The sequence below is a fragment of the Chitinimonas viridis genome (assembly GCF_030409555.1).
Classification (GTDB): Bacteria; Pseudomonadota; Gammaproteobacteria; order Burkholderiales; family Chitinimonadaceae; genus Chitinimonas; species Chitinimonas viridis.
The window spans coordinates 427,188-452,402 of the sequence record NZ_JAUFPU010000018.1 but is presented as its reverse complement, the minus strand read 5'-3'; the positions used below and the strand labels follow the sequence as shown (position 1 = coordinate 452,402).

The window sequence follows — 25,215 nt, the reverse complement described above, 5'->3', positions numbered from 1 at the left end:
CCTTGGCGCCAGACCGGGCCGCCCTATCCTGGCGGTGCCCGGCCGGGCATTGGGGCATCAGGCTACCGTGATCTGCACATCCACATTGCCGCGGGTAGCGTGCGAGTAGGGGCAGATGTCGCGGTGGGCAATCTCGGCCAGCTCGGTGGCCACGGCACGATCAAGGCCGGGCAGCGACACCGTCAGGGCGGCGGTGATGCCAAAGCCGCCAGCGGCGCGAGGGCCGACGCCAACCTGGGCCGTTACCGAGGCCTGTTCGATCTTGATGCCTTTTTGGCGAGCCACGAAGCGGACGGCACCTTCGAAGCAAGCCGCATAGCCGGCGGCAAACAGTTGCTCGGGATTGGTGGCTGCGCCGCCGGGGCCGCCCATTTCACGGGGCAGGGCCAGCTTGGCCTGCAGTACGCCGTCGGACGATTCGATCTGGCCTTCACGGCCGCCGGTGGCAGTGGCTTGGGCGGTATAGAGCACTTGTACGGACATGGTGTTTTCCTTGCTGGGTTATCGATGGCACTGGGTGCCGCTTGGTGAGATGGAATATAGCTAGCAATTAAATTGTACACAATTTGATTGTAACTATCGTTCCGATAGCCATGGGGTAAAGCCTGTCTTGTGACCATGGCGCAAGGGAGGGCGCATCGTGCTTGCCTGGAGGGGGCACAGTGAAAACTGCCAAACCGTACGTTCAGGAAGGATTCAGCGCTGCGGCAGCAAACTGCGCTTCACAGGCAGCCACTGCGGCTGCATCAACGGAGGCAAGATCATGTTCAAACCGATTTCCATCCTGATACTGGCTGTGGCTTTGAGTGGCACGGCTGCGCTGGCTGACAACTCTTCCCGCGTGATCGTCGGCGGTGCCCTGGGCGGCGCAGCCGGGTCGGCCATCGGTTACGAGCTGGACGGCCGCAACGGCGCCATCGTAGGCGCTGCACTGGGTGGCGCCGTAGGGGCTGCAGTGGCACACCGCTCAGACCGCCGCGAAGTGGTGGTGCATCGCACCGAGTACCGCAATGTCTACCCGGTCCGATACTATGACGAGCCCCGCGTGGTGTACCGCCCCGTGCAGCAGGTGGTCTACGTGCCGGTAGAGCGGCACCGTGGTCATGGCAAGCATTGGAAGCACCATCGCCGGCACGGCCACGGCCATCATCACGGCCACCACGGTCGTTGAGCCAGACCGATTAAGCTGAGTTTGTCTTCTTCCAGCGCCTAAACTCGGGCGGCGCCACAAGGACACAAACATCAGCAGAGCCCGGTATCATTCGGGCTCGGCCCCGCCGCTTGCGGCGGGGCTTCTTTGTTTCTGGTCCCGCCATGCCCGTATCGAATCGCCCCCAACCGCTGGAACGCATCCTGCAATCGCAAGGCTTTGGTAGCCGTAAGACGGCCCGCGCCCTGGTGCAGGCCGGCCGCGTGGCCGTCAACGGTCAGCCCTGCCACCAGCCCGACGCCAGTTTTGCTACTGATGGCCTGCTGCTGACGGTGGACGAGCAGCCCTGGCCCTATCGCGAACGGCTCTACCTGGCGCTGTACAAGCCGGCCAACTACGAGTGCTCGCGCACGCCACAGCACCATGCCTCGGTGTTCAGCCTGCTGCCCGAGCATTTCATTGAGCGTGGGGTGCAGCCCATAGGCCGGCTGGATGCCGACACCACCGGCCTGCTGCTGCTGACCGATGACGGCCCCTACAATCATGCACTGGCCTCGCCCAAGCGGCACGTACCCAAGACCTACCAGGTCAGCCTCAAGCATGCGGCCGATACCTCGCTGGTGGCGGCTTTGCTGGCCGGCGTGCAGCTGCATGACGAGCCTGCCCCATTAGCCGCCCGGGCCTGCTGCCTGCTGGATGAACACCAGTTGCTGCTGACCCTGGACCAGGGCAAATACCATCAGGTCAAGCGCATGGTGGCGGCCGCCGGCAACCGGGTGGTGGCACTGCACCGCGTAGCCATGGGGGGCTTGCGGCTTGATGCGCCGCCCTTGCAGCAGCTTGCCGAGGGTGCATGGTGTGAGCTGGATGCTGACGGCCTGGCCTTGATCCAGTCGTATTAGCGGAGAGGCTGGACGCCGCTGCAGATTCCGCGCGGTCTGCCAGGGCAGGCTCTACAATCCAGATCGACATCGTTACGCGAGCGCCATCCCCATGAATCTGGAAAAAGTCATCTTCGGCTTCTTCATCGTTTTTGCCTTTACACTGAACTTCGGTTTTTTCGTGGGCGAGATCGATGTACCGCACCAGCATGATGTGTTCGAGCTGTTTGCGGCCATTGTGGTTAACCTGATCGCCACTGTGCTCAAGTTCGGCGACCGCACCCAGGTGGGGGCGGTTCACCTGGCCACCAGCCTGGTGGCAGACTTGCAGCTGATCGCAGCCGCCTGTATCTGGGGCTATGCCGTGTATGTCTCCGGCCATGGCATGACACCAGGGGTCATGTCCAGCGTGGTTTCCTTCTCGGGCGGTGCGCTGATGGCCAATCTGGTATCGGTGGTGTTGCTGATAGGCGAAACCCTGCAACTGCGGCGCTAGCGGCATGCCGAATATCTTCTTTCTGGTATTGCGGCGCATGCGGGCGCCGTTGATCACCCTGATCCTGATCTATGCGATTTCGGTATTGGGCCTGGTGCTGATACCGGGCGAGGATGGCAATGGCCAGCCTTACAGCATGGATTTCTTTCATGCCTTTTATTTCATCAGCTATACCGCCACCACCATCGGCTTTGGCGAGGTGCCCTATCCCTTTACCTACCTGCAGCGTATGTGGGTGGTGGTCTGCATCTACCTGAGCGTGATCGGCTGGGCCTATGGCCTGGGTACCCTGTTTTCCATACTGCAGGACAAGCGCTTCCAGCAGGCGGTGCTGCTGGCGCGATTCAGCGGCGCTGTTCGGCGGCTGGGCGAACCCTTCTATCTCGTTTGCGGCTACGGCCAGACCGGCCGGCGGCTGTGCCAGGTGCTGGAAGAGCGCGGTATCCGCTTTGTGGTGCTGGAACCGCGTGAAGAGCGGGTGACTGATGTGATGCTGGCCGACTATCGCTTTGACGTGCCGGCTTACTCTGGCGATGCCGGCAACCCACAGATGCTGCAGACGGCCGGCATACTGAACCCCCACTGCAAGGGTGTGCTGGCGCTGACGGGAGACGAGGAGGTCAACCTGGCCATTGCCATTGCTGCCTATGTGCTCAGGCCACAGCTATTGTCGGTATGCCGTGCCAAGAGCCAGGCGGTGGCCGAGAACATGGCCAGCTTTGGTGCCAACCACGTGGTCAATATGTTCGAGGCGGTGGGCCGGCGCTTTCGCATGGCGCTGCATGCACCCCAGGCCAGCCGCCTGTGGAGCGTGCTGTCGGCCTTTGCCGGCGACCCCCTGCCGCCCTTGAGCCAGCCGCCGCGCGGTCATTGGGTCGTGGTGGGCTACGGCCGTATGGGCCATGCCATCCGGGCCGCCTTACTGGCAGAGGGATCCAGCGTTACGGTGATCGATCTGAGCATCCCGGCCGATCTGCAGGCAGGGGAGTATGTGGTGGGCCTGGGCGTGGATGCCCATACCCTGACCCTGGCAGGGCTGGAACAGGCGGTGGGTGTGGTGGCCTGCACTGATCACGATGCCAACAACCTGTCTGCCGTTGCCACCGCCAGGCAGATACGGCCCTCGCTGTTTGTGGTGGCGCGCCAGAATGCCTCATCCAACCGGGTGTTGTTCGAGGCATTCAAGCCCGATGCCACAGCGGTGCGCAGCGAAGTGGTGGCGCAGGAATGCCTGCGCGCCATGGTGTCGCCCACCTTGGCGCGCTTTCTGGAGCTGATCCAGACCCGCAGCGAAGTCTGGGCCGGCGCTGTGCTACGCGAGATGGAGGCGCTGTGCGGCGATCGGGTGCCGGAGAGCTGGGTGCTGACCTTGAACGGGCAAAACCAGGCGGCCTGCTACGCGCTGCTGCTCAACCCGCAGCCCAGGCTGGTGTTGCGGCATCTGCTGCTGGATCCGCAGGAGCCCACCTTGCAGTTACCCTGCCTGCCCTTATTGCTGATACAGGGCGGCGAGGAAATCCTGCTGCCGCCGCCCGAGACTCCGTTGATGTTCGATGCGCGCATCCTGTTCATAGGTCGGGGCGAGGCCCATCGGGCGCAGGAGGCAGTTATCAACCAGTACCGGCTGATCGATTACGTCCGTACCGGTAAGGTACAGCCGCAGAGTTGGCTGTTTCGCTGGTGGGCGGCACGCCGTAGCCAGGGTATGGCAAATGGTGACGATTAGTCCTCGGCCAGGCGACCGCGTTGCTGGAATGCCTGCAAAGCAGCTCGTGCGCAGGTAATCAGCCTTGCCCATTCAGGCCGCGTAACTGCTGCTTGCTGGTCGATAATATTACGCGGTGTGACCTTGCAGAAAGCCTCGATCGCCATATGGGTTTGTTGGAGTAGTGTCCATTCTTCGGGCGTATAGCAAGAGATATTTGCTGCATCCTGCCAGAGGGTTTCATCAACCCATTCACCCCAGATATTGATCAGGCCGTTGATATCAAAGCCGGGCTGATAGCTAGGGTAGCCACACCACAATTCGAGACACTCCAACTGGCGATTGCGTACCCGATTCGCTACGAGGTCGTGGTCAACAGCCTGGGCGTGCGTCATGTCAACCGGCTTGATTGGGATTGGCCACAACCTGTATCTCTTCATCGAACACCTTGACCACGCTGCCGGCATAGACCTTGCGGGTCTTGCGGAACTCGATCTCGCCATCCACTTCGACCAGGCCTTCGGCCACGATCATCTTGGCCTGCCCGCCCGAATCGGCAATGGCCAGGAATTTGAGCAGGTTATGCAGTTCGATGTACTCGCCCTTGAGCTCGACGGTGTGCTGATTCATGGTTGCGGTCCTTGTTGCGCCTTGCGCAATCGTTTGGCAAAGACGGTCATCTCGCGGGCGGCCTGCATATCGCCGCGTGTAGTGGCCGTCGCTATGCCCTGTTGATAGGTCGCCAGTGCCTCCTGGGGCTGGCCGGCCTGCTCCAGTGCCTTGCCCAGGCCCTTGTAGGCGGCGGAGTAGGCCGGGTCGCGCACCAAGGCGTCGCGGTAGTAGCTGGCCGCCTGCGCGGCCTGCCCTGCCTTGAGGTATTCATTGCCCAGCGAAAAGCGCAGCAGGGCGCCATCGCGGGGGCCGTCCAGCAGTTTTTCCAGCTGGGCGATCATTTCTGTGCCGCCTGCCAGCGGGCAATGGCTGCCCTGATGGCGGGCAGGGCGGCCTGGGCTGCCCGCTCGCCTTCCAGTATGGCGTTGTGCTTCTGCTCGAAATCGGCCGAGCCTATGCTGCCTACCCTGGGCCGTATCACTACGTCAGCCCGGGCCAGCTCCTGTTCGCCCAGTTTCTGACCCATGATGATGATGGTCTGGTTCAGGATGGCGAACATGCCTTCATTGGTCTTGCCGTAATCCGCCTTGGTGGAGATATCCACTGCGATGACGATATCCGCCCCGAGCTCGCGGGCAGTATCCACCGGCACCGGGCTCACCAGGCCACCGTCCACAAAGCGCTTGCCGTTGACCAGCGTAGGCTGGAACACCCCAGGGATGCTGCACGATGCCCGCACCGCCTGGCCGGTATTGCCGCGCTTGAAGGCGACCCGGCGACCGGTATCGAGCTCGGTGGCGACTGCCGCAAAGGGCTTGACCATCTTGTCCAGGGTGCGGTTCTTCACCAGTTCGTTGACATACTCCTGCAGCTTCTCACCCTTGACCAGGCCACCGGAGCCCAGCGTCAGGTCACGCACGCGGGCTTCGTCCAGGGCGAATGATTGCTCCTGCAGGCTGAAACCATTCATCCCGCTGGCGTAGAGCGCTCCCACCACGCTACCAGCGCTGGTGCCGGATACGACGGCGGGTGTCAGGCCTTGCCCTTCCAGTGTCTTGATCACGCCGATATGGGCAAAGCCCTTGGCGGCACCGCCGCCGAGCGCAATACCGATGCGCGGCAGCTTGAGTGGCTTGGGGGGCACGGGCGCCGCCACGGCCGGCGGGGCGTCGGGCGTGGTGGTACAGGCAGCCAGGAGCAGGGGCAGGGCGAGCAGCAATGAGCGGCGTTGCATGAGATACCGGGATAGTGGGACGGGTTGAAGGCGCGATAGTAAGTCAGTCGAAGTCGGATGGCACGACCTTCATGACTTCTTCCAGTGTGGTCAGACCAGCGGCAATCTTCTGCGCGCCCGCCAGTTTGAGCGGTTTGAGCCCATCCTTGATGGCTTGTTCCTTGATCAGCCCCGGATGCGCCACAGATGCCACCAGGCGGCGCAGCTCATTGCTGATGCTCAGCATCTCGTACAGGCCTATCCGGCCCAGAAACCCGGTATTGCGGCACTCCAAACAGCCCACGGCCTTGTAGGCGGTCTTGGGCAGGGCGGCTTTCCAGGGGGCCACCAGCGCATTCCACTCGGCCTCCAGCGGTGTGCCGGGCTGTTTGCAATGGGGGCAGAGCGTGCGCACCAGGCGCTGGGCCATCACGCCCACCAGGGTGGAGCTGACGAGATAGGGCGGCACACCCAGTTCCAACAGGCGGGTCACGGCACTGGGGGCATCGTTGGTGTGCAGTGTGGAGAGCACCAGGTGGCCGGTCAGGGCAGCCTGTATGGCCATGTCGGCAGTCTCCCGGTCACGGATTTCACCGACCATGATGATGTCCGGATCCTGCCGCAACAGGGTACGCACGCCTTCGGCAAAGGTCAGGTCTATCATCGGCTGCACCTGCATCTGGTTGAAGCTGGTCTCTATCATTTCGATGGGGTCTTCCACCGTGCAGACATTGACTTCTTCGGTCGCCAGCTGCTTTAGCGTGGTGTAGAGCGTGGTGGTCTTGCCCGAGCCGGTGGGGCCGGTCACCAGCACAATGCCGTGCGGCTGGCGCACATAGCCCTGCCAGCGTTGCTGCTCGTCCGGGCCGAAGCCCAGGGCGGCGAAGTCCCGTACCAGGATGGCCGGGTCGAAGATACGCATCACCAGCTTCTCACCAAAGGCGGTGGGCATGGTTGATAGCCGCAGCTCGATTTCGCGGCCATCGGGGGTCTTGGTCTTGACCCGGCCATCCTGCGGCCGGCGTTTCTCCGCCAGGTCCATCCGGCCCAGCACCTTGATGCGCGAGATCAGTGCGTTCATCACGGTGGGTGGCACCTGGTAGACGGCATGCAGCAGGCCATCGATACGGAAGCGCACATGGCCGGCCTCGCGGCGGGGTTCCAGGTGGATATCCGAGGCACGCTGGGTAAAGGCGTACTGGAACAGCCAGTCCACCAGCGCCACGATATGGTGGTCGTTGGCATCGACATTGCCGGTGCGGCCCAGCTGTACCAACTGCTCGAAGTTGGCCAGGTTGTTCTGCGTGCCAGACTGCGCCACCGCCTGCTTGACGAAGCGCGACAGGTTGTAGAACTCGGGCAGGAAGCGGGCGATGTCCTCCGGGTTGGCCATCACCCGCTTGATTTCGCGCTTGAGTATGCGGCTCAGCTCGTCTTCCCAGTCCCGCACAAAGGGCTCGGCCGTGGCCAGGGTGGCGGAGGTGGCATCTACCGCAATAGGCAGGATGCCGTAGCGGCTGGCATAGCCGTGGCTCAGTACGCCTGAGACGCTGGCCACGTCGATCTTCAGTGGGTCGATATGGAACCAGGCCAGCCCCACCTTGGCACCCAGCCAGTGTCCCAGCCATTCCACGTCGATCAGCTCGTCGTTGATCTGGCTGCGCCAGCCCTGTGGCGCAATGGCATTGAAAGGGTGGGTCTTGCCGTGGGCCGAGGTACGGGCCGGTATCAGAAAGGCCGCCGCCGTACCGGCAGGAATATGCCCCTCTTCCGTCAAGGTATCGACCAGGGCCTTGATGGACAGGCGGTGGTCGCCATGGCCACGCACGGGAAAGAACTTTTTCATGGGCAGAAATCTCGCGGTTGTTCCGGCATTCAAGTCGGCTTCAGTCTAATTGTCGCTTATGCCAAACGAATTGTCGGCAGCAATATGAGGTGGTCGCCATGCCATAGGGTTGTTAGCTGTTGAAATTGTTGGGTGTGGGCACCTATCCTGCCGCCTACCTGGCTTAAAATCCCCCCATGACTGAACTGATACGCGCCGACATACTGCTCACCGAACTGGGCTTCGCCCCCTCTCGTACCGCTGCCCAAAGCTATATCGCCGGGGGGCGGGTACACCTGCTGGAGGCCGGGCGCCGCACCTTGGTCAGCAAGCCCAGCCAGAAGTTGCTGGCCGATGCCCAGCTGGAGGTGGTGCCCGACCCGGCCGACCGCTTTGTCTCGCGCGGTGGCCTCAAGCTGGCCGGCGCGCTGGCCGAGACCAGGCTGGACGTATCCGGTTGGCGCTGCCTGGATGTGGGCATCTCGACCGGCGGCTTCTGCGACTGCCTGCTGCAGGCAGGCGCCGCCGCCGTGGTAGGGGTGGATGTTGGCCACGGCCAGCTGCACCCGGAGCTGCAGGACGACCCGCGTGTCAGCCTGTTCGAGGGGGTCAACGCCCGTGCGCTGGATGCCGCCGAGCTATTGGCGGCCAATGGCGGACAGGCGTATGACCTGGTGGTGGCGGATCTATCCTTTATCTCGCTGACCCTGGTACTGCCTGCCGTGGCGCCGCTGGTGCGGCCGGGTGGCCGCCTGCTCTGGCTGGTCAAGCCGCAGTTCGAGGTCGGCCGCGAAGGCATTGCCAAGGGGGGCATCGTCCGTGATGCGTCATTGTATGAAGGCGTCAGACTCAAGGTGACCCAGGCGGTGCAGGATCAAGGGTTGAGGTTGGATGCCTGGCTGGACAGCCCCATTGCGGGCGGCGATGGCAATCGTGAGTTCTTCATGCTGCTGACCAAGCTCTGAGGGGAACAAGGCGGGAGACCGGCAGACCAAAGGGTATGGAAAAAGCGTTAGCAATGGCTTATAAATCAGCCGATAAGCTGGTAAAAAAGCGTACCCGCATTCGGTGACCCATCAGTCATGATGGGCCATGCCTTGCAGCGGTAGATATGCCACGGACGAGGAAGGAAGCCATGGCTGCCCGGAAAGTGCTTTATCTGGAAGACAATCCGCTCGATGCCCAGCTGGCAGGCAATGCCCTGCAGCGCCTGGGGGTGATGGTGGATCTTCATGTGGTGGAGACGGCGGATGACTATCGCGGTGCCTTGGCGCGTGAAGCCTACGACCTGGTGATCTCCGACAGCGGGGTACCCGGCTGCGAGGGGCATGAGTCACTCTGGCTGGCGCAGCAGATACAGCCCGGCGTGCCGTTTCTCTATTTCAGCGGCCACGCCGATCAACTGGCTGCCGAAGCAGGCCTGGATGCAGGCGCCCAGGATTTTATCGACAAGCGCGACCTGTGGCGGCTCAAGCACACGGTGCGCATGCTGCTTGAGCGCCCGGACGGCAATAGCGACACCGCCCTGCTGCATGACTACAGCCGCCGCCAGGCCCAGTTGATACAGGCGGTGAAGCAGCTGGGACGTGCCCGCTGCCTGGATGACATCGACCATGTGGTGCGTACCGTTACCCGCGAGCTGGTGCTGGCCGATGGCGCCACCTTTGTGCTGCGCGAGGGCGAACAGTGCTACTACCTGGCCGAGGATGCCATCAGCCCGCTATGGCAGGGCAGGCGTTTTCCCATGTCGGCCTGCGTCAGTGGCTGGGCCATGCAGCACAAGCAGCAGGTGGTCATACCCGATATTTATCTGGATGACCGGGTGCCTCATGCCGCCTATCGCCCCACCTTTGTCAAAAGCATGGTGATGACGCCGGTGCGCCAAACCGACCCCATCGCCGCCATCGGCACCTACTGGGCGCAACCCTGCCTGCCCAGCCACGACGAGCTGGCCCTGCTGCAAGACCTGGCGGACAGCGTGGCGCTGGCACTGGAGAATGTCACCAGCTACGATAGCCTGCAGCAAAAGCTGAACAACCGGGCAGACCAGCTCAGGGCCGTCAACCACGAGCTGGAGGCCTTCTCCTATTCTCTCTCCCACGATCTGCGTGCGCCGCTGCGTGCCATCAACGGCTTTGGCAATATTCTGCTGGAAGAACACCTGCAATCCTTGTCACCCGATGGCCGGCACTACCTGTTGCGCATCTGTGCCGAAGCGGCCCGCATGAACGATCAGATCGACGATCTGCACAAGCTGTTCCTGCTATCAAGCCAGCCGGTACGGCGCAGCACCGTCAACCTGAGTCTGATGGCCAGCGGTGTGATGGGCCGTCTGCGGCAGCAGGACGGTCGCCGTACCGCTGCCGTCAGTATCGCCCCCAACCTGACCGTCAGCGCCGACCATGGGCTGCTGATGATCGCGCTGGAGCACCTGCTGGGCAACGCCTGGAAGTACACCAACCGCAGCCCAGGCGCTGTGATCGAAGTGGGTGTGCAACCCAGCGCCCATGCCGATGAGGTGTTCTATGTGCGCGATAATGGCGTGGGTTTTGACAGCAGCAGGGCCAGCAAGCTGTTCAGCCCCTTTCAGCGCTACCACAGCGACCGCGAGTTCAATGGCACCGGCATAGGCCTCGCCATGGCGCAACGCATCGTCCACCTGCATGGTGGGCGGATATGGGCGGAGTCGGCCGAGGGTGAGGGGGCGTGTTTTTACTTTACCTTGCCGGTGGCGGATTAGGCGCGGGGCAAGACGTCTTGTCATGGATAGCCTGTCGGCGGTTGTTGGACAGCAGACAGTAGTCGGGTAGGCCCGCCATCAAGGCGGGTTTTTCATGCGTGGACGCGCTCAGCGATATCTCGGTGATACGTTTCGTGTATTGGACGTTATTTATGTCCAGGCATGGGTCAATTTCCGATAGAGCAAGCAGATGAGGGAAACTGCAGGCCATGCCGCCCTCGAACTGAGTCATCTACCACACCGCTACCACTATTTCCCCATCGCAACCACATTGATGTATATGACATATGCTAGGTTATGTCTCTGGCATAACCATGTGCCCTGTCATCTTAAGGATTTTCCATGCACGTTCCGCACGCGTATTTCAAGCTATTGCCTCTTGCAGCGATCTTTGCTTTGTTCAGTACAACGGCCTCTGCCAAGGACTGGCCTAGTGGATATTCCAAGTGCGCTGATGAAGCCGGCGTCTGCCAAGTGGGCGATCAGCCCAGGCTGGTGTCGTTTGGTGCTAGGGATCAATGGGTGGTCAAACCGCAGAAAGGCGTGGTGACCTGTGACAAGGCGACCTTTGGTAGCGACCCGCTACCGAACAAGATCAAGAAGTGTGCGCTGGGACCCTTAGTGACCACCACGCCGCCGCCAGGTGGTGGTAATACGGGCGATGCTAGCAACGAAGCCGCGCCTGCCACCGGCTGGGCCGGCTACGGTAAGGGGACGACAGGTGGCCGAGGGGCTGGCGCCACGTCTATCTACACCGTCAGCTCGGCCTGGCAGTTGCAGGAAGCGCTTAAGCGCAGCGGCACCCAGCCACGCATTATCAAGGTCTATGGCAACATAGATATGGCGTCGGCCGATAATGGCGGCAAGTTCAAGAGTGCTTCGGATCAGTCGGCGCGCAACGCCATCGTGCTGCCGTCCAACACAACCTTGATTGGCTTGGGAGAGTCGGCCCAGATACGCAATGGCCGTATCGTGATCAAGAATGTGGAAAACGTCATTGTCCGCAACCTGCAGATAGTGAATCCCTGCGATATCGCGCCGGTGTGGGATCCTAACGATGGTTCGTCAGGCAACTGGAACTCGGAATACGATGGACTGGTGGTGGAGGGCGCCCGCCATGTCTGGATAGACCACAACAGCTTTACGGATTTTCCTGATACAGATGACCGCGCACCGGTGGAGAAGGGCAAAATCAAACAATGCCACGACGGTGCGCTGGACGTGAAGAAGGCCGCTGATTACATCACCGTGTCCAACAACCTGTTCGAGCTGCACAGCAAGAATAACCTTGTGGGCTCGTCCGATTCAGCCAGTGAGGATGAAGGGCACCTGACGGTGACCTTCAATAATAACTACTTCCGCAACGTGTCCGAGCGTTCGCCCCGCGTGCGCTTTGGCAAGGTGCATCTGTATAACAATTATTATGAAGGCACCAAGGGCAAGGGCATCTACCCTCACAAGTACAGCATAGGGGTGGGCTACAAGGCCAAGATACTGTCGCAAAACAATGTATTCGACGTAGCTGGCGCGGCAGCCTGCAAGGATGTGATCATCAATCCGGGTTCGGCCAGCAAGACCGGGGCTATGACCGATAGTGGCTCCCTGTTGAATGGGTCGGTACTGAGCGTGGGCCCAGGCAAGGACTGCGCTTTCAATTCCGCCATAGGCTGGCAGGTGCCCTATGCGGTCCAACCGCTGCCGGCCAGCAGTGTGCGTGATTCGGTTAAGCGTAACGCAGGCGCAGGCAAGCTGCAGGTCCGTTGATGGTAGGGCGCCGGCCGTTGCGCGGCGCCCGGCTGGCCGACCGTTATCAGCCTCAGGCCGGGTCGGTCTTGCGCTCGCTATGTCCCAACGCTTTGTCTGGGGCGATGACGTCCCTCACCCTCTGCTTTAGTTCGGCGGCTTCAGGGAAGCCGCCATCTGCCTTGCGCTCCCATACTGTATGGCCGTTGGCGCGGATCTCAAAAACGCCGCCGGTACCCGGTTGCAGGGCCACTTCGCCCAGTTCCTGTTCAAATGTCGACAGCAGCTCCTGGGCCAACCAGGCGGCCCGCAATAGCCAGCGGCATTGGGTGCAGTAGTGGATCTCGATGCGGGGGGCTGGCATGGTGGGGTTTCCTGTTGCAATGCAGCAGGCACTATAGTCAATCCGGCAGGGCTCAGGGAAGATGGCCGTACACACCAGACTGCGCCGCGCAGAACTTTTGCGTTAGTCTTTGCCTCAATAGTGATTTCGGTCCATCCCGCCCTGGTGCGTCGCCCGTGGCGGAGCAACCTTGGGGGAACCACCCTGACAGCGACTCGCATGGAGCCTTGCCTATGACCCAGAACGCCTCGCTCGAATCCGCCCTGCAGCGCATTACTGCCACTCAGGATGCCACGCCAGATGCTATGGCAGACCTGATTGCCGCCATACGCCCCAGACGGGCTGACGATGGCGAATATGCCGTCAATGTCCTTCGCTCCCTGGCTTTTCTGCTGTCGCAGCGGCCGGAGTTCCGGCGTGGCTTGCGTGACTATCTGATGAGGCTGATTGGCACTCGCCGGCAGCTGCACCTCTATACCGACACCGGCATTCTCTCCAACGAGGGGGTGTGGAGTGCCTTTCGCCGCCGCTTGGGCGAGAAGCTGCTGCCGGGTGAATACCGAGATGGTTACCTGAAGGATGTGTTTGGCCAGGTGTTCGCCCGCAAGGACGACCACCTGTGGGTCGGTGCCGTGCCCGATGCAGTCTGGCTGGAAGTATGGCAGGCCATGCAGTTTGGCGAGGGTCAGCATGAGCGCGATGCCCGCAATACCCGGCTGGAGTTGCTGGAGGCAGCCCAGGTGCTGTCCTACCGTATCTCGGCGATTGGGCTGGAACCGGAACTGGTCCGTAATCACCCGGCCATTGAGCAGTTCGAGTCGCCCTTCCTGACCCAGAATGTGGCACTGCGCGATTATCTGGAGCGCTACAAGGCCTGCCTGGTAGACCCGACGGTGGCGCACGAGGATGACAGCCATGTACGCATCCTGCTGAGCCAGTGCGAGGAGATCATCGGCAAGCTGCGCAAGACGGCGGCACAGGAGGGGGTCAGCGTCAGCCTCACCTATCTGATGGTGCGGCTGCAGCAGCATCTGGCCCGATTGCGGCTGGTGTTGGATTTGCTGGCGCCCGAACAGGCGCAACAACTGCCCGAACGGGCGGTGCGCTTTTTCAAGGTGCTGGTGGAGGCAGATAACCGCAAGACCAGCCTGCGCGACCTGTTTGCCACCAATACCGATTTGCTGGCACTGCAGATTACCGAGCATGCCGGCCGCACTGGCGAGCATTACATCGCCAGCAATCGCAGCGAGTGGAAGGCCATGGCCAAGTCAGCCATGGGCGCCGGCCTGATCGTCGGCTTCATGGCATTGCTCAAGATACTGACGACCAAGCTCAAGCTGGCACCGTTGATCGAGGCCTTTGCCTTCAGCATGAATTACTCGCTGGGCTTCATGCTGGTGCATGTGCTGCATTTCACCATTGCCACCAAGCAACCCGCCATGACGGCCGCCCGCATTGCCGCCACCATCGAGCAGCATGGTGTCGGCGGCAAGAACCGGCTGGACGCCTTGGTGGATTTGATAGAGGCGGTGGCACGCACCCAGTTCGTGGCCATCCTGGGTAATGTGGGGGTGGCCATTCCCACTGCCTTTGCCATTGCCCTGACGGTCAAATATGGTCTGGGCGAGGTGTGGGTCACACCGGAAAAAGCCCTGTACCTGCTGCATGACCTCGACCCCATACGCAGCCTGGCGTTACCGCATGCGGCCATCGCCGGCTGTTGTCTGTTCCTGTCGGGTTTGATCTCGGGTTACTACGACAACAAGGCGGTCTACAACCGCATTCCCGAGCGTTTGCTGCAACTGCGCTGGCCACGCCGGCTGTTCGGTTTCCCCCGCTGGCAGCGCATCTGCACCTATATCGAGAACAATCTCGGCGCACTGGCCGGTAACTTTTTCTTCGGCATCATGCTGGGGTCCATGGGCACGCTGGGCTTCCTGCTGGGCTTGCCGCTCGATATCCGCCACATCACCTTCTCGTCTGCCTACCTGGCCTACGCGGCGGTAGCGCTGGATTTCCAGTTGGGGTGGCAGCTATGGACCATGTCCATCATCGGCATCGCCCTGATCGGCCTTACCAACCTGGCAGTGAGTTTCAGCCTGGCGTTGTTTGTGGCCCTGCGCTCGCGGCGCATCCGCTTTGTGGATGGCAGCACGCTGGTGCTGAAGCTGCTGCAACGTTTCCTGCGGTCGCCGCAGCGCTTCTTTATCGCACCCAAGGACGCACCGGTCATCACGGCGGTGCAGCCTACGCAGGCAGGCTAACCGGCGGGTTTAAAGGCGGGGTCGTCGCGCCGCAGCTCGGCTTCTATCAGGGCGTAGACGCGGTCGCGCAGGGCGGGTACGTCGGCCTCGGTCATGCCGGTCGTGGGGATGGGGGGCAGCCAGCGAAAGATCACCTTGCCCGGCTGGAACAGCAGGGTGTTGAGCTGCTGCACGCTGCGCATATTCAGTTGCACGAAGGGCTGGATGGGCGCCTGGGCGCCGATGGCAAAGCGGAAAGGGCCGTCGCGGAAGTCCTGCAAAGGGGTACTGCCGCGGTTACGGGTGCCCTCGGGGAAGATGAATACCGGCCAGCCCTGGCCCAATGCCTTGCTCAGCGCGGCCACGCTGCGTTGCCGGCTCTCGGCCGAATCGCGTGCCACCAGCACGGCAAAACTCTTGAACAGGAAGCCCAGCAGCGGAATACGGGCAAACTCCTGCTTGGCCAGCACTTTCACTGCACGGGCGCATGCCATCGCACAGATGGGCATGTCCAGCATATTGCAATGGTTGCCGATGATGACAGGTGCAGGCTGCCAGGCGGCCTGGCCCTCAATCTGCAGCCGTATGCCGGTCAGCCACGACCAGCAGCGCATGGAGATACGATTGGCGGCGTACATGACAGCCAGCCGACGGTGTTCATCCAGCAGCAAGGCTGGCAAGTAAAAGGGGATGACGGCAGCGACGCCGATCAGGAACAGCAGGCCAACATAAACGCTGTAGATCGCCTTGATGAAACGCATTGCGGCAACTCGTGGTGGAACCGGACGGCATTCTGCGGCTTTCTGCGCTCAATGAACAGCTGTTCACTATCACAGCCGCCAGACGGTGGTGGGCTGATCGGTGCAAGCAGGGGCCCCCTGGCGCCTGCTCAGGCGTTACCCCCATCGATGCCCTCCGCACAAGATAAGCTCGACAACGAGCGTCAGCGAGGCTCCCGCGCGGCGGTGCGGGCGGGGGGAGTGGAATCAATCAAGGGGAGAGCCTATGGGTTCAGGCTGCGCTGATGTTTAGCGCCAGGGTCCCCCTGGCGCCTGCTTCTCACGTCATCACCTATCTATGCCTTCCGCTCATGAAAGGCTCGACAACGAGCGTCAGCGAGGCTCCCGCGCGGCGGCGCGGGCGGGGGGTGTGGATTCAATCAAGGGGAGAGCCTATGGGTTCAGGCTGCGCTGATGTTTAGCGCCAGGGTCCCTCTGGCGCCTGCTTCTCACGTCATCACCCGTCGATGCCCTCAGCCCATGAAAGGCTCGACAAACCAAGCAATGACCGGGTTCATCACAGGCTCTCAAATCTTGCCGTCCAGCCCCAGTTGCAAATACAGCTCGCAGACGCCCGCAGGTACCGGCTCGCTGAAATGGAAGCCCTGCATCAGCTCCACCCCAAGGCCTTGCAGGAAGCGGGCCGCCTCCAGGGTCTCCACCCCTTCCACCACGACGTCCAGCCCCAGGGCGTGTGACATTTGTACGATGGCCTGCATGATGCGGCGTCCCGATTCATTGTTGAGTCGGGCGGTAAAGCTCAGATCCACCTTGAGTATGTCGATGGGCATATCGTGCAGCTGCGACAGCGAGGAATAGCCGGTGCCGAAGTCGTCGATGGCGATCTTGAAGCCGGACTCGTGCAGTTGCTTGAGATGGCGTGACTGCCGGGCCTGATCGGTCAGGGCGAGACTCTCGGTGATCTCGACGATGACATCGGCCGGCCGCAGCTTGAATTCCTCGACCGTCTTGATGAGGTTGCGGACAAAGCGCGGCGAGAACAGCAGGTTGCGCGAGACGTTGAGTGCCAATGGCTGCATAAAGCCCCGGTCACGCCAGCCGCGCAGCTTGGTCAGCGCCTGTACGGTGATCTGCTCGGACAACTCGCTGATCAGACCCAGCTTCTCGGCCATGGGGATGAACAACTGCGGGGTGATCCAGCCCACGCTGTCATCATGCCAGCGCGCCAGTGCCTCGATGGAGCTGACCTGGCCGGTGCGTGCATTGACGATGGGCTGGTAGAACACCTGCAACTCATTGCCCAGCACCGCGTGGTTAAGGCGGGTCTGGATGGCCATGTGCTCGCGGCCTATGCTCTTCAGGTGCACGATGTCGCCATAGAACTGCACATTGTTACGGCCCATGGACTTGGCGTGGTACATGGTGCTGTCGGCTACCCGCAGCAGGGCCTCGGCGCTTTCTGCATTGTCGGGGTAGACCGCCATGCCGATGGAGATGGTAGGGCGGGTCTCTATGCCTTCCAGCACGATGCCCTGGCGGGCAATCTCGCGCAGGCGCTCGGCCACCTGGCTGAGGGTGGCCAGGTCGGGCAGGTCGGGCAGCATGACGATGAACTCATCGCCGCCCCAGCGAGCCAGCACATCTTCCTCGCGGAGCACCGAGCGTATCTGCCTGGCCAGGGTGGCCAGCACCTGGTCGCCGGCCTGGTGGCCAAAGGCGTCGTTGATCTGCTTGAAATGATCCAGGTCGATAAAGCCCAGCGCCACCCGGCCGCCGCTGCGCTTGGCGCGGGCCAGGGCCTGGTGCAGCAGGTCGTCCAGCAGTACCCGGTTGGGCAGGCCGGTCAGGCCGTCATACAGCGCCAGCTGGCGGATATGTTCCTCGCTCAGATGGGCGGCGGTGACATCGCGCAGCACGCCGCGCAGGCCGTGGCTCTGGCCATCGGCGCCCCAATTGGGCAGCAAGCGGGCTTCCAGCCACAGCGGCTCGGCGCCGTCGCGCAGCAAGCGGAAGCGCACTGACAGCGGTTCTCCCTGGCTTAGCACTTGGTTGTAGGCGTGCAGCAGGGGAGGGTGGTCGTTGCCGTCCACAAAGTCGGTCAGCATCTGCTCCAGGTCTTCGCGGCTGGCATTGTTGCGGCCACGCAGGGTGCTCCAGGCGGCAGAGAGGCGGGTCAGCCGGCCTTCCTGGGTCAGCTCGATCACAGCCTCTTCCAGTTGGTCCAGCGTGTCTATCATGGCGCGGCGACGCGCCTCCTCGCGCATCAGCTCGGTCACGTCGCGTATCAGCGCCACCGCATTGCGGCGGCCGCCATCCTCGCTGGGCACGGCCTGCAACCGGCCTATGCAGTAGATCACGCCCTCCAGCCTGGGCAGGGTGAATTCGAATTGCTCGCGGGCTTCGCTGGCCAGTGCACGCGGCAGGGCTTGGCCCAAGGCCCAGGCCATGTCCTGCGGAAAGGCCATGTCCAGCGGCAGGCCGATCAGGCTGGCGCTGGGCAGGGCCGGGTGGTGCGACCAGACGTTTACCACGATGCCATCAGCACTGAGTTCGAACACCATGTCTTCGGTGGCGCCCACCAGGGTCGCCAGCCGCAGTGCGTTGACGCCCATGCGCTGTTCAGCTTGTTGCCTGACCAGAGCCAAGGCCAGGTAGTTGGCCAGGGTGGCCAGAAAACGCGGCTCGCCCGATACGCGGCGGCGGGGCTGCTCCAGGTAGGCCAGGGCCAGAAAGCCGATCAGCTCGCCGGCATCCAGCAGTGGCACGCATAGCAGGTATTGCACGCCCGCTGGCCCCAGCATGACCTGGGTGGCCGGCAGTAACTCGCTGGCGCGACGCTCCAGCATCAGGCCGGCCGAGAGGGTCTCATGCAGATCGCGATAGAGGCGGTAATCGAGCCGGTTCAGCGATTCGGCCACGGCACGCGGTAGCACGATCTTGCCGCGCCAGGCACCCGCATTGTCGGCTCGCATGCTGCCTGCACCATGCCGGTACAGCGCTGCGGCATCAGCATCGGCGGCCCGGGCAATGGCCGCCAAGGCGCGCTCCAGTGCATCGGGGCTGGCATCGTTGATCAACTGTCCGGCAGCATCCAGTGCCTCGAGGTAGTCACGGGTGGTATTGCCTTGCGCGGGCGTAGCGTCGTCGAGATCGCGACGGGCATTCATGGGGTATCTCCTGCCCTCTGCGGGGCGAACAGCCATCTTACTCCCGAAATGACGTCAACATGTCAGCTGGCGCACACGGTTATTTTGCCGCCTGCCTTGTTCGCTGCCTAATTCCGTCGCCGGCGATGGGTGTTGGTGTCATCGAATAAACCAAGGCCATGATTTTATTCGCTATTCGTGCCGCTGCCTGTGCGGGTGGCGGTGGTGGTCCAGGCAGTCGGCACGGCTGATGCCCCACGCGACCAGCCACATGTCTTACCCGCATAGACTAAATCTACTACGCCTACCCCGGTCGCTACCGGCACCTGCCCAGCCCGGATGGCAGTGCCGGGCATCGCTGCCAGCTGCAAGGGCGGACACCGCCTGAGCGCAAAAAAGCCCGCCTACAGGCGGGCCTCTTTGGCCTGACCAGGCGCTCACTCGCTGCTCTCTGCCTGCGCCGCCAGCTGCTCCGGTGTCATCACCGTCTCGGCATGGCCGCACTCCTTCTGCGGACAGACTTTTTCCAGGCCGCGCCGCTTGGTGGTCTTCAGCGTCAACACCGGCCACTGGCACTTGGGGCAGGTCTCGGCGATGGGCGGATTCCAGGTGGCGTAGGTGCACTTGGGGTAGGTATTGCAACTATAGAACAGCTTGCCATAGCGCGACTTGCGTTCGATCAGCATGCCGGTGTTGCAGACAGGGCAGGTGACGCCGGTGTCCTTGGGTTTTTCCAGCGGCTCGATATGCTTGCACTTGGGGTAGTTGGCGCAGCCGATAAACTTGCCGTAGCGGCCGGACTTGACGATCAACTGACCGCCGTCATCGGGGCAGACGCGGTCTTCGATGACCTGCACCTGCTCCTCGGCCTTCTGCTCGGCCGTCTCGTTCATGTCGCGGGTGTAGTCGCACTCGGGGTAGCCGGTGCAGCCCACAAAGCGCCCACGCTTGCCCAGCCGCACGGTGAGCTGCTTGCTGCACTTGGGGCAGGCTTCATCCAGAGCCTCATGCGTGACTTCGCTGCGCTTGAGTGACTTCTTTTCTTCCACCTGCTGCGAGAAGCCGGTCCAGAACTCCTCCATCACCGGTATCCAGTCACGCTCGCCGTTTGAGATCTCATCGAGCTTGTCTTCGAGCTTGGAGGTGAACTGGTAATCGACGTACTGACCGAAATGGTCGGTCAGGAACTTGTTCACTACCTCGCCGGTATCGGTCGGCAGGAAGCGCTTCTTGTCCAGGTTGACGTACTCGCGATCCTTCAGCGTCTTGATGATGGAGGCGTAGGTGGAGGGGCGGCCTATGCCGAACTCTTCCAGCGCCTTCACCAGCGAGGCTTCCGAGTAACGGGGCGGTGGCTGGGTAAAGTGCTGCTCGCCGTAGAGCTTGTCTACCGGCAGGTCTTCACCGGCTTCCAGTACCGGCAGCTTGGCGTTGTCCTCATCCTCGGCGTCATCCACGTCTTCCTCGTAGACGGCAAGGAAGCCGGCAAACACCAGCACCTGGCCGCTGGCGCGGAAGATGGCCTCACCCATGGCGATATCCACACTGGTGGTATCGAACTTGGCGGGCGACATCTGGCTGGCCAGGGTGCGCTTCCAGATCATTTCATACAGCTTGAACTGCTCGGCTGACAGATAGGCCTTGACCGAAGCAGGCGTGCGCAGGATGGAGGTCGGCCGTATGGCTTCGTGCGCCTCCTGGGCATTCTTGGACTTGTTCTTGTAGACCACCGGGCTGGCCGGTAGCGACTCGGCATCGAACTGGCTGCCTATGTACTCGCGTATCTCGGCCACCGCTTCGTTGGCCAGGGCCACCGAGTCGGTACGCATATAGGTAATCAGACCGGCGGTGCCGTCACCCAGGGCAATACCTTCGTACAGCTGCTGGGCCGTGCGCATGGTGCGGTCGGTAGTCATGCCCAGCTTGCGCACCGCCTCCTGCTGCATGGTGGAGGTCGTGAAGGGCGCCGTGGGGTTGCGGCTCTTGCGCTTCTTTTCCACATTGCTGACGCTGGCCGGCTTGCCTGCCAGGGCGGCCAATATCTCGGCCTGGGTGGCCTCGTCCGGCACATCGAACTGTTCCAGCTTCTTGCCGCGCCATTCGTGCAGGCGGGCACCGAACTTGGTCTTGCCCTTGTGGCTGTCCAGATGGACCGACCAGTATTCCTGGGCAGTAAATGCCCGTATCTCGTTCTCGCGCTCGCAGATCAGGCGCAGCGCCGGGCTCTGCACGCGGCCGGCAGAGAGGCCGGAACGGACCTTGCGCCACAGCAGCGGCGACAGGTTGAAGCCCACCAGATAGTCCAGCGCGCTGCGTGCCTGCTGGGCATTCACCAGATGGCTGTCCACATCACGCGGGTTGGCCACGGCGGCCTTGACGGCGGTTTCGGTGATTTCGTGGAACACCACGCGCTTCACCAGTTTCTTGTCCAGAGCCTTCTTGCCGTTGAGTATCTCCAGCAGGTGCCAGGAGATGGCCTCGCCTTCGCGGTCCGGGTCAGTTGCCAGATAGACGTTCTTGGCGGCTTTGGCTGCGGTGACGATGGCGTCAACGTGCTTGGCGTTCTTGGCGATGACCTGGTACTTCATGGCAAAACCATGGTCCACATCGACCGAGCCATCCTTGCGCACCAGGCCGCGGACATGGCCGTACGACGCCAGGATTTCAAAATCGCTACCGAGGTACTTCTTCAGCGTTTTCGCCTTGGAGGGCGATTCGACGATCAACAGATTATCAGCCATGCGGGCTCCGCAAGAGGCGGTGAGTTGGAGTGCGTACAGCCCGGCTTGGCAAGCGGGCTGCAACGCGATATCTAGGGGTAATGTAGGTGCGGCAGCAGGAAAAGCCAATCCTGCCAGCGCATTGGACTAATGCATCTGACCGTCAGACTCGGCGAACAGCAGCTCTTCAATCAGCAGATTGGCGAGATCATCGCCCTGCCGCCAGAGCACCATCAGTGCCACACGCTTGACCGCTTCGGCATCGATGGACTGCGCGTTGCTCTGCATCAGCCGGTCTATCAGCTGTTCGCGTTTGCCCGCACTGAGGGCACCCGAACTCGACAGGTAGTGAAAAAACGCCTGCGCCTCTACGGTCAGGCGGCTTTCTTCCCTGGGGTGCAGCACGCGTGCCATGGCGATGCTGCGTTCATCAAGCAAGGCATAGGGGGCATTGTCGAGTTCATCGAACTCGCTCAGCCAGTCCAGTGCCTCACCAATTTCCTCGTCGTCAAAGCCCGCAGCCGACAACTGTTTGGCCAAGGTGCTGCGGTCCGGGCAGTTGTCCAGCGAGAAATATTGTTCGAAGAGAAAGGCGAGTACGTCGAACACGGGAGACCTCTGGTATTGCGGGTAACGGTTACATTCAGGCCAAGCGTTGATAGCGGCCTCCGGGTAGTTTGGCGACCTGTCCTGTCAACTCCAGCGTCAACAGCATCGCGTAGACCCGGTCGGGCGTCAAGTTGGCGCGCATGACCAGGCTGTCAATATCGAGGGGATCATGGCCCAAAGCCGCCAGCAAGCTGGCTTCTGCCGCATCGGCCGGTGCTGCCGGGTTTTTTGCCGTTGGTCGTAAAACAGTGGGTGCCGGCGCTGCCCCCAGCTCTTCCAAGATGTCGGCGGCGGTTTCCACCAGCTTGGCGCCGTGCTTGATCAGCTGATGGCAGCCCTTGGACAAGGTCGAATGGATGGAGCCGGGAATGGCGAACACCTCGCGCCCCTGTTCGGCAGCTTCGCGGGCGGTAATCAAAGAACCGCTCTGCAAGGCTGCCTCCACCACCAGCACGCCACGGGCCAGGCCGGAGATGATGCGGTTGCGGCGGGGGAAGTTGCCTGCACGGCCAGGCGTGCCCAGCGCGAACTCGGAGAGGATGAGGCCCTCCGCCGCGATCTGGTGTGCCAGCGCATGGTTGCGGGCTGGGTAGACGATATCCAGCCCGGTGCCGACCACGGCGATGGTGCTGCCGGGGCCGCTGAGCCCGCCACGATGGGCGGCGGTGTCGATGCCCAAGGCCAGGCCCGAGACGATGCACCAGCCGCGTTGCGACAGGTCACGGCTGAAGGCTTCGGCGTTCTGCACGCCCTGGGGGGTGGCATTGCGGCTGCCCACCACGCCCAGGCTGGCGCTGCCCAGCAGCCCGACCTGGCCCTTGGCATATAGCACGGGAGGCGGATCGCTGATTTCCAGCAGGCTGGACGGATAGTCGCTGTCGGCCAGGGTCAGCAGGCGGTTTTCGGGGGTGTCGAGCCAGGCCAGCGAGCGGGCCAGTTGCTCAGGGTCTGGCCCCTGCTTCAGCGCCTGTGCCAGCTTGTCGGGCACATGCCGCGCCAGGCTGGCCTGGCTGGCGGCCAATACCTGGGCTGGCGTACCAAAGGCGGCCAGCAGCCGGCAGGTATGCGCCGGGCCCATGCCGGGCGTCAGGCTGAGCCGTAACCAGTCTTCGCTATCGGTGTCCCGCATGGTCGCCTCCCCGGCGCCGCGGCACTGTCTCGTGCCGTCGTACTGCATTGGTATGGCAGCCTGGCGCCTGCCTGGCGCCAGCGATCTGCTTGGGCACAAACAACAGCGCGACCGGTTAGGTCGCGCCATGTTGTCCGGCTTTGCCGCAAAACTACGGGATCAGGGCTTGCGCACCACGTCCAGCAGGTTGAGCGGACGGGTGCCGTTCAGGGCCAGGCCGTACGACACCTTGGGGAAGACGCGATAGATAAAGACATAACCATTGCGTTCCGCCGGGGTCATCATGCCCTTCTCGGCCTTGCTGGCGGCCTTGATCGGGCGTGGTGCCTTGTAGGCGTTGAGTACGTGGCCCAGCTCCAGGCCGTCACGTTCGCCACGGTTGATCACCACCGTGGTGTACGGGCCGGCATCATTCACGCCACCGACGGTGGAGATGATCTTGCCCTCCACATCGCGGGTGGGGATATGCGGCACGTAATTGGGATAGGCCATGCGGGGCTTGGGGATCAGGCGATCGCCAAGCGCCAGTTCCCTGGCGACCTTGGTGACGCTGATGGTGCTGACGTCAGCCACCTGACGCGTCACGGCATCGCCCACATACAGCACTTCGTAGCCCAGCACTTCCTTGGTGTCGGGGTCGCGCAACAGCTTGCCGCCGTTGAATACCTGCCACTGGTCGCCAGGGTTGCCGGTAACGCCGACGGCATAGGCCGTGTCGCCCGTGGTCAGGGTAACCCGGTCATCGGCGTTCTGCGCAATGCGGGGCGCCTGCAGGAACTCGCTTTCCTCGACCACCAGCGGCTGGGTCAGGAAGGGCACAATGGCGCTAGTGGGGATGGGGGGCGACGACATATTGTCGAACTGGGTGACCCGCACCTTGGGGTTCAGCTTGTCGCGGCTGCGACGGGCATCGTTGGCGTCGTTGCCCAGCAGGCGCAGGCGCGGGTTGCCGCTGCTCATGTCGAGCACGATCACGTCACCGGGGTAAATCCAGTGCGGATCCTTGATTTCGTCCTTGTTCATGTTCCAGATTTCTGGCCACTTCCAAGGGTGTTTGAGAAACTTCCCGGAGATGTCCCAGAGGGTATCGCCCTTGACCACGACATAGCGGTCTGGGGCATTTTCCTGCAGGGTCAGCTCATCGGCCGCAGCCGGCAAGATCGCTGCCAGCGTTATAATGACGGCTGGAGCGATACGGGAAATGAGTTTGGCGCGGATACTGGACGGGCGCATGACTGGCTTCCTTGTTTGGTCGGGGCCTGGACGCTGATGGCAACGTGGCATAATGCCACTAAGTATATGCTAAGGTCATTTAAAACCAATTGCTCAAATTCTGCATCCAAATAGATAGGCTAGCAAGAAAATATGGCGATCCTGAATATCCTGCATTATCCGGACGCGCGTTTGCATAAGGTTGCAACGCCGGTTGAAAAAGTCGATGACGATATTCGTCGATTAATCGATGACATGGCCGAGACCATGTATGAAGCCCCTGGCATCGGCCTAGCGGCCACCCAGGTGGACGTGCATAAACGGGTGGTGGTCATTGATGTGAGCGAGGATAAAAGCGGTTTGCTGGCTTTGATCAACCCGCGCATAGTCAGTGCCGATGGCTACACGGTTTTTGAAGAAGGCTGCCTGTCGGTGCCCGGTATCTATGAAGAGGTGGAGCGGGCCGAGCATGTGGTGGTCGAGGCGCTGGACCGCGATGGCAAGCCCTTCAAGCTGGAAGCAGAGGGCCTGTTGGCTATCTGCATACAGCATGAAATGGATCATCTGGAGGGTAGGGTTTTTGTGGAAAAACTCTCCCGTCTGAAGCAAACCCGCATTTTGTCGCGCCTGAAAAAGAACCAGCGCAAGACACTCTAAAGCGATCTGGCAAGCGCGGTATTAGGCGCCCTTGCCGGTTTTGGCGGTGTG

Annotated in this window: 22 protein-coding genes; 9 read left to right on the top strand and 13 right to left on the bottom strand. The window is 62.1% G+C overall.

What is annotated here, in order from left to right:
* Positions 1–57: 57 nt before the first annotated feature.
* Positions 58–483 (bottom strand): organic hydroperoxide resistance protein, encoded by a 426-nt coding sequence (locus tag QWZ03_RS15300; RefSeq protein ID WP_284195154.1) that lies wholly within the window; start codon positions 481–483, stop codon positions 58–60.
* A 280-nt stretch (positions 484–763) separates the two neighbouring features.
* On the opposite strand from QWZ03_RS15300, the gene QWZ03_RS15295 reads away from it, so the two are divergent.
* The 4 genes from QWZ03_RS15295 (at position 764) to QWZ03_RS15280 (ending at position 4,253) form a co-directional block, all read left to right on the top strand.
* Positions 764–1,171, top strand: a complete 408-nt coding sequence (locus QWZ03_RS15295; RefSeq protein WP_284195153.1) for a YMGG-like glycine zipper-containing protein — start codon at positions 764–766, stop codon at positions 1,169–1,171.
* Positions 1,172–1,314: 143 nt separating this feature from the next.
* Entirely contained in the window at positions 1,315–2,052 is a 738-nt protein-coding gene (locus QWZ03_RS15290) for a pseudouridine synthase (RefSeq protein ID WP_290333511.1), read from the top strand.
* Positions 2,053–2,143: 91 nt separating this feature from the next.
* Positions 2,144–2,527, top strand: coding sequence for a DUF6394 family protein (locus tag QWZ03_RS15285; protein WP_290333510.1), 384 nt, complete (start codon positions 2,144–2,146; stop codon positions 2,525–2,527).
* A 4-nt stretch (positions 2,528–2,531) separates the two neighbouring features.
* Positions 2,532–4,253 carry a potassium channel family protein gene (locus QWZ03_RS15280; protein WP_290333509.1) on the top strand — a complete coding sequence of 574 codons (1,722 nt, stop codon included), beginning with the start codon at positions 2,532–2,534 and terminating at the stop codon, positions 4,251–4,253.
* Here the strand turns inward: QWZ03_RS15280 and QWZ03_RS15275 are convergent.
* From QWZ03_RS15275 to tfpB, 5 genes are read right to left on the bottom strand one after another with little or no spacing between them, the layout of a single operon-like run.
* The gene (locus QWZ03_RS15275; RefSeq protein WP_290333508.1) at positions 4,250–4,627 is read right to left on the bottom strand and encodes a hypothetical protein; all 378 of its coding nucleotides are present in this window, start codon (positions 4,625–4,627) and stop codon (positions 4,250–4,252) included. The two genes, QWZ03_RS15280 and QWZ03_RS15275, sit on opposite strands and share 4 nt — an antisense overlap.
* A gap of 1 nt (position 4,628) precedes the next feature.
* Positions 4,629–4,862: an RNA-binding S4 domain-containing protein gene (locus QWZ03_RS15270; RefSeq protein ID WP_290333507.1), complete on the bottom strand. Its 234-nt coding sequence runs from the start codon at positions 4,860–4,862 to the stop codon at positions 4,629–4,631.
* The gene (locus QWZ03_RS15265) at positions 4,859–5,185 is read right to left on the bottom strand and encodes a tetratricopeptide repeat protein (protein ID WP_290333506.1); all 327 of its coding nucleotides are present in this window, start codon (positions 5,183–5,185) and stop codon (positions 4,859–4,861) included. Before QWZ03_RS15265 ends, QWZ03_RS15270 begins: the two co-directional genes overlap by 4 nt.
* Positions 5,182–6,078, bottom strand: coding sequence for a patatin-like phospholipase family protein (locus QWZ03_RS15260; protein WP_290333505.1), 897 nt, complete (start codon positions 6,076–6,078; stop codon positions 5,182–5,184). The genes QWZ03_RS15265 and QWZ03_RS15260 overlap by 4 nt, the downstream gene beginning before the upstream one ends.
* Before the next feature lie 43 nt (positions 6,079–6,121).
* The gene (gene tfpB / locus QWZ03_RS15255) at positions 6,122–7,903 is read right to left on the bottom strand and encodes a type IV pilus assembly ATPase TfpB (protein ID WP_284195145.1); all 1,782 of its coding nucleotides are present in this window, start codon (positions 7,901–7,903) and stop codon (positions 6,122–6,124) included.
* Between the two features lie 176 nt (positions 7,904–8,079).
* On the opposite strand from tfpB, the gene QWZ03_RS15250 reads away from it, so the two are divergent.
* The 3 genes from QWZ03_RS15250 (at position 8,080) to QWZ03_RS15240 (ending at position 12,386) form a co-directional block, all read left to right on the top strand.
* Positions 8,080–8,847, top strand: a complete 768-nt coding sequence (locus QWZ03_RS15250) for a TlyA family RNA methyltransferase (RefSeq protein WP_290333503.1) — start codon at positions 8,080–8,082, stop codon at positions 8,845–8,847.
* A 170-nt stretch (positions 8,848–9,017) separates the two neighbouring features.
* The gene (locus QWZ03_RS15245) at positions 9,018–10,622 is read left to right on the top strand and encodes an ATP-binding protein (RefSeq protein WP_290333502.1); all 1,605 of its coding nucleotides are present in this window, start codon (positions 9,018–9,020) and stop codon (positions 10,620–10,622) included.
* A gap of 342 nt (positions 10,623–10,964) precedes the next feature.
* A complete protein-coding gene (locus QWZ03_RS15240) occupies positions 10,965–12,386 on the top strand; it encodes a pectate lyase family protein (protein ID WP_290333501.1) in 1,422 nt (473 codons plus the stop codon).
* A 52-nt stretch (positions 12,387–12,438) separates the two neighbouring features.
* On the opposite strand, the gene QWZ03_RS15235 is transcribed toward QWZ03_RS15240, so the two are convergent.
* A complete protein-coding gene (locus QWZ03_RS15235; protein ID WP_290333500.1) occupies positions 12,439–12,729 on the bottom strand; it encodes an Rdx family protein in 291 nt (96 codons plus the stop codon).
* Positions 12,730–12,941: 212 nt separating this feature from the next.
* On the opposite strand from QWZ03_RS15235, the gene QWZ03_RS15230 reads away from it, so the two are divergent.
* Entirely contained in the window at positions 12,942–14,972 is a 2,031-nt protein-coding gene (locus QWZ03_RS15230; protein ID WP_290333499.1) for a site-specific recombinase, read from the top strand.
* Here the strand turns inward: QWZ03_RS15230 and QWZ03_RS15225 are convergent.
* The 6 genes from QWZ03_RS15225 to QWZ03_RS15200 form a co-directional block, all read right to left on the bottom strand.
* Complete coding sequence (locus QWZ03_RS15225) at positions 14,969–15,712, bottom strand: lysophospholipid acyltransferase family protein (RefSeq protein ID WP_290333497.1); 744 nt, start codon at positions 15,710–15,712, stop codon at positions 14,969–14,971. The genes QWZ03_RS15230 and QWZ03_RS15225 overlap by 4 nt on opposite strands.
* Before the next feature lie 545 nt (positions 15,713–16,257).
* Positions 16,258–18,858, bottom strand: a complete 2,601-nt coding sequence (locus QWZ03_RS15220; protein ID WP_284195138.1) for a bifunctional diguanylate cyclase/phosphodiesterase — start codon at positions 18,856–18,858, stop codon at positions 16,258–16,260.
* A 416-nt stretch (positions 18,859–19,274) separates the two neighbouring features.
* Complete coding sequence (topA, locus tag QWZ03_RS15215; RefSeq protein WP_284195137.1) at positions 19,275–21,578, bottom strand: type I DNA topoisomerase; 2,304 nt, start codon at positions 21,576–21,578, stop codon at positions 19,275–19,277.
* A 126-nt stretch (positions 21,579–21,704) separates the two neighbouring features.
* A complete protein-coding gene (locus tag QWZ03_RS15210; protein ID WP_284195136.1) occupies positions 21,705–22,166 on the bottom strand; it encodes a Smg family protein in 462 nt (153 codons plus the stop codon).
* A gap of 34 nt (positions 22,167–22,200) precedes the next feature.
* On the bottom strand, positions 22,201–23,295 hold the full coding sequence (gene dprA, locus QWZ03_RS15205; protein ID WP_290333496.1) for a DNA-processing protein DprA: 1,095 nt from the start codon (positions 23,293–23,295) through the stop codon (positions 22,201–22,203).
* 159 nt (positions 23,296–23,454) lie between these two features.
* The gene (locus QWZ03_RS15200) at positions 23,455–24,528 is read right to left on the bottom strand and encodes a LysM peptidoglycan-binding domain-containing protein (protein ID WP_290333495.1); all 1,074 of its coding nucleotides are present in this window, start codon (positions 24,526–24,528) and stop codon (positions 23,455–23,457) included.
* 132 nt (positions 24,529–24,660) lie between these two features.
* On the opposite strand from QWZ03_RS15200, the gene def reads away from it, so the two are divergent.
* The gene (gene def, locus QWZ03_RS15195) at positions 24,661–25,164 is read left to right on the top strand and encodes a peptide deformylase (protein ID WP_284195133.1); all 504 of its coding nucleotides are present in this window, start codon (positions 24,661–24,663) and stop codon (positions 25,162–25,164) included.
* Positions 25,165–25,215: the final 51 nt, after the last annotated feature.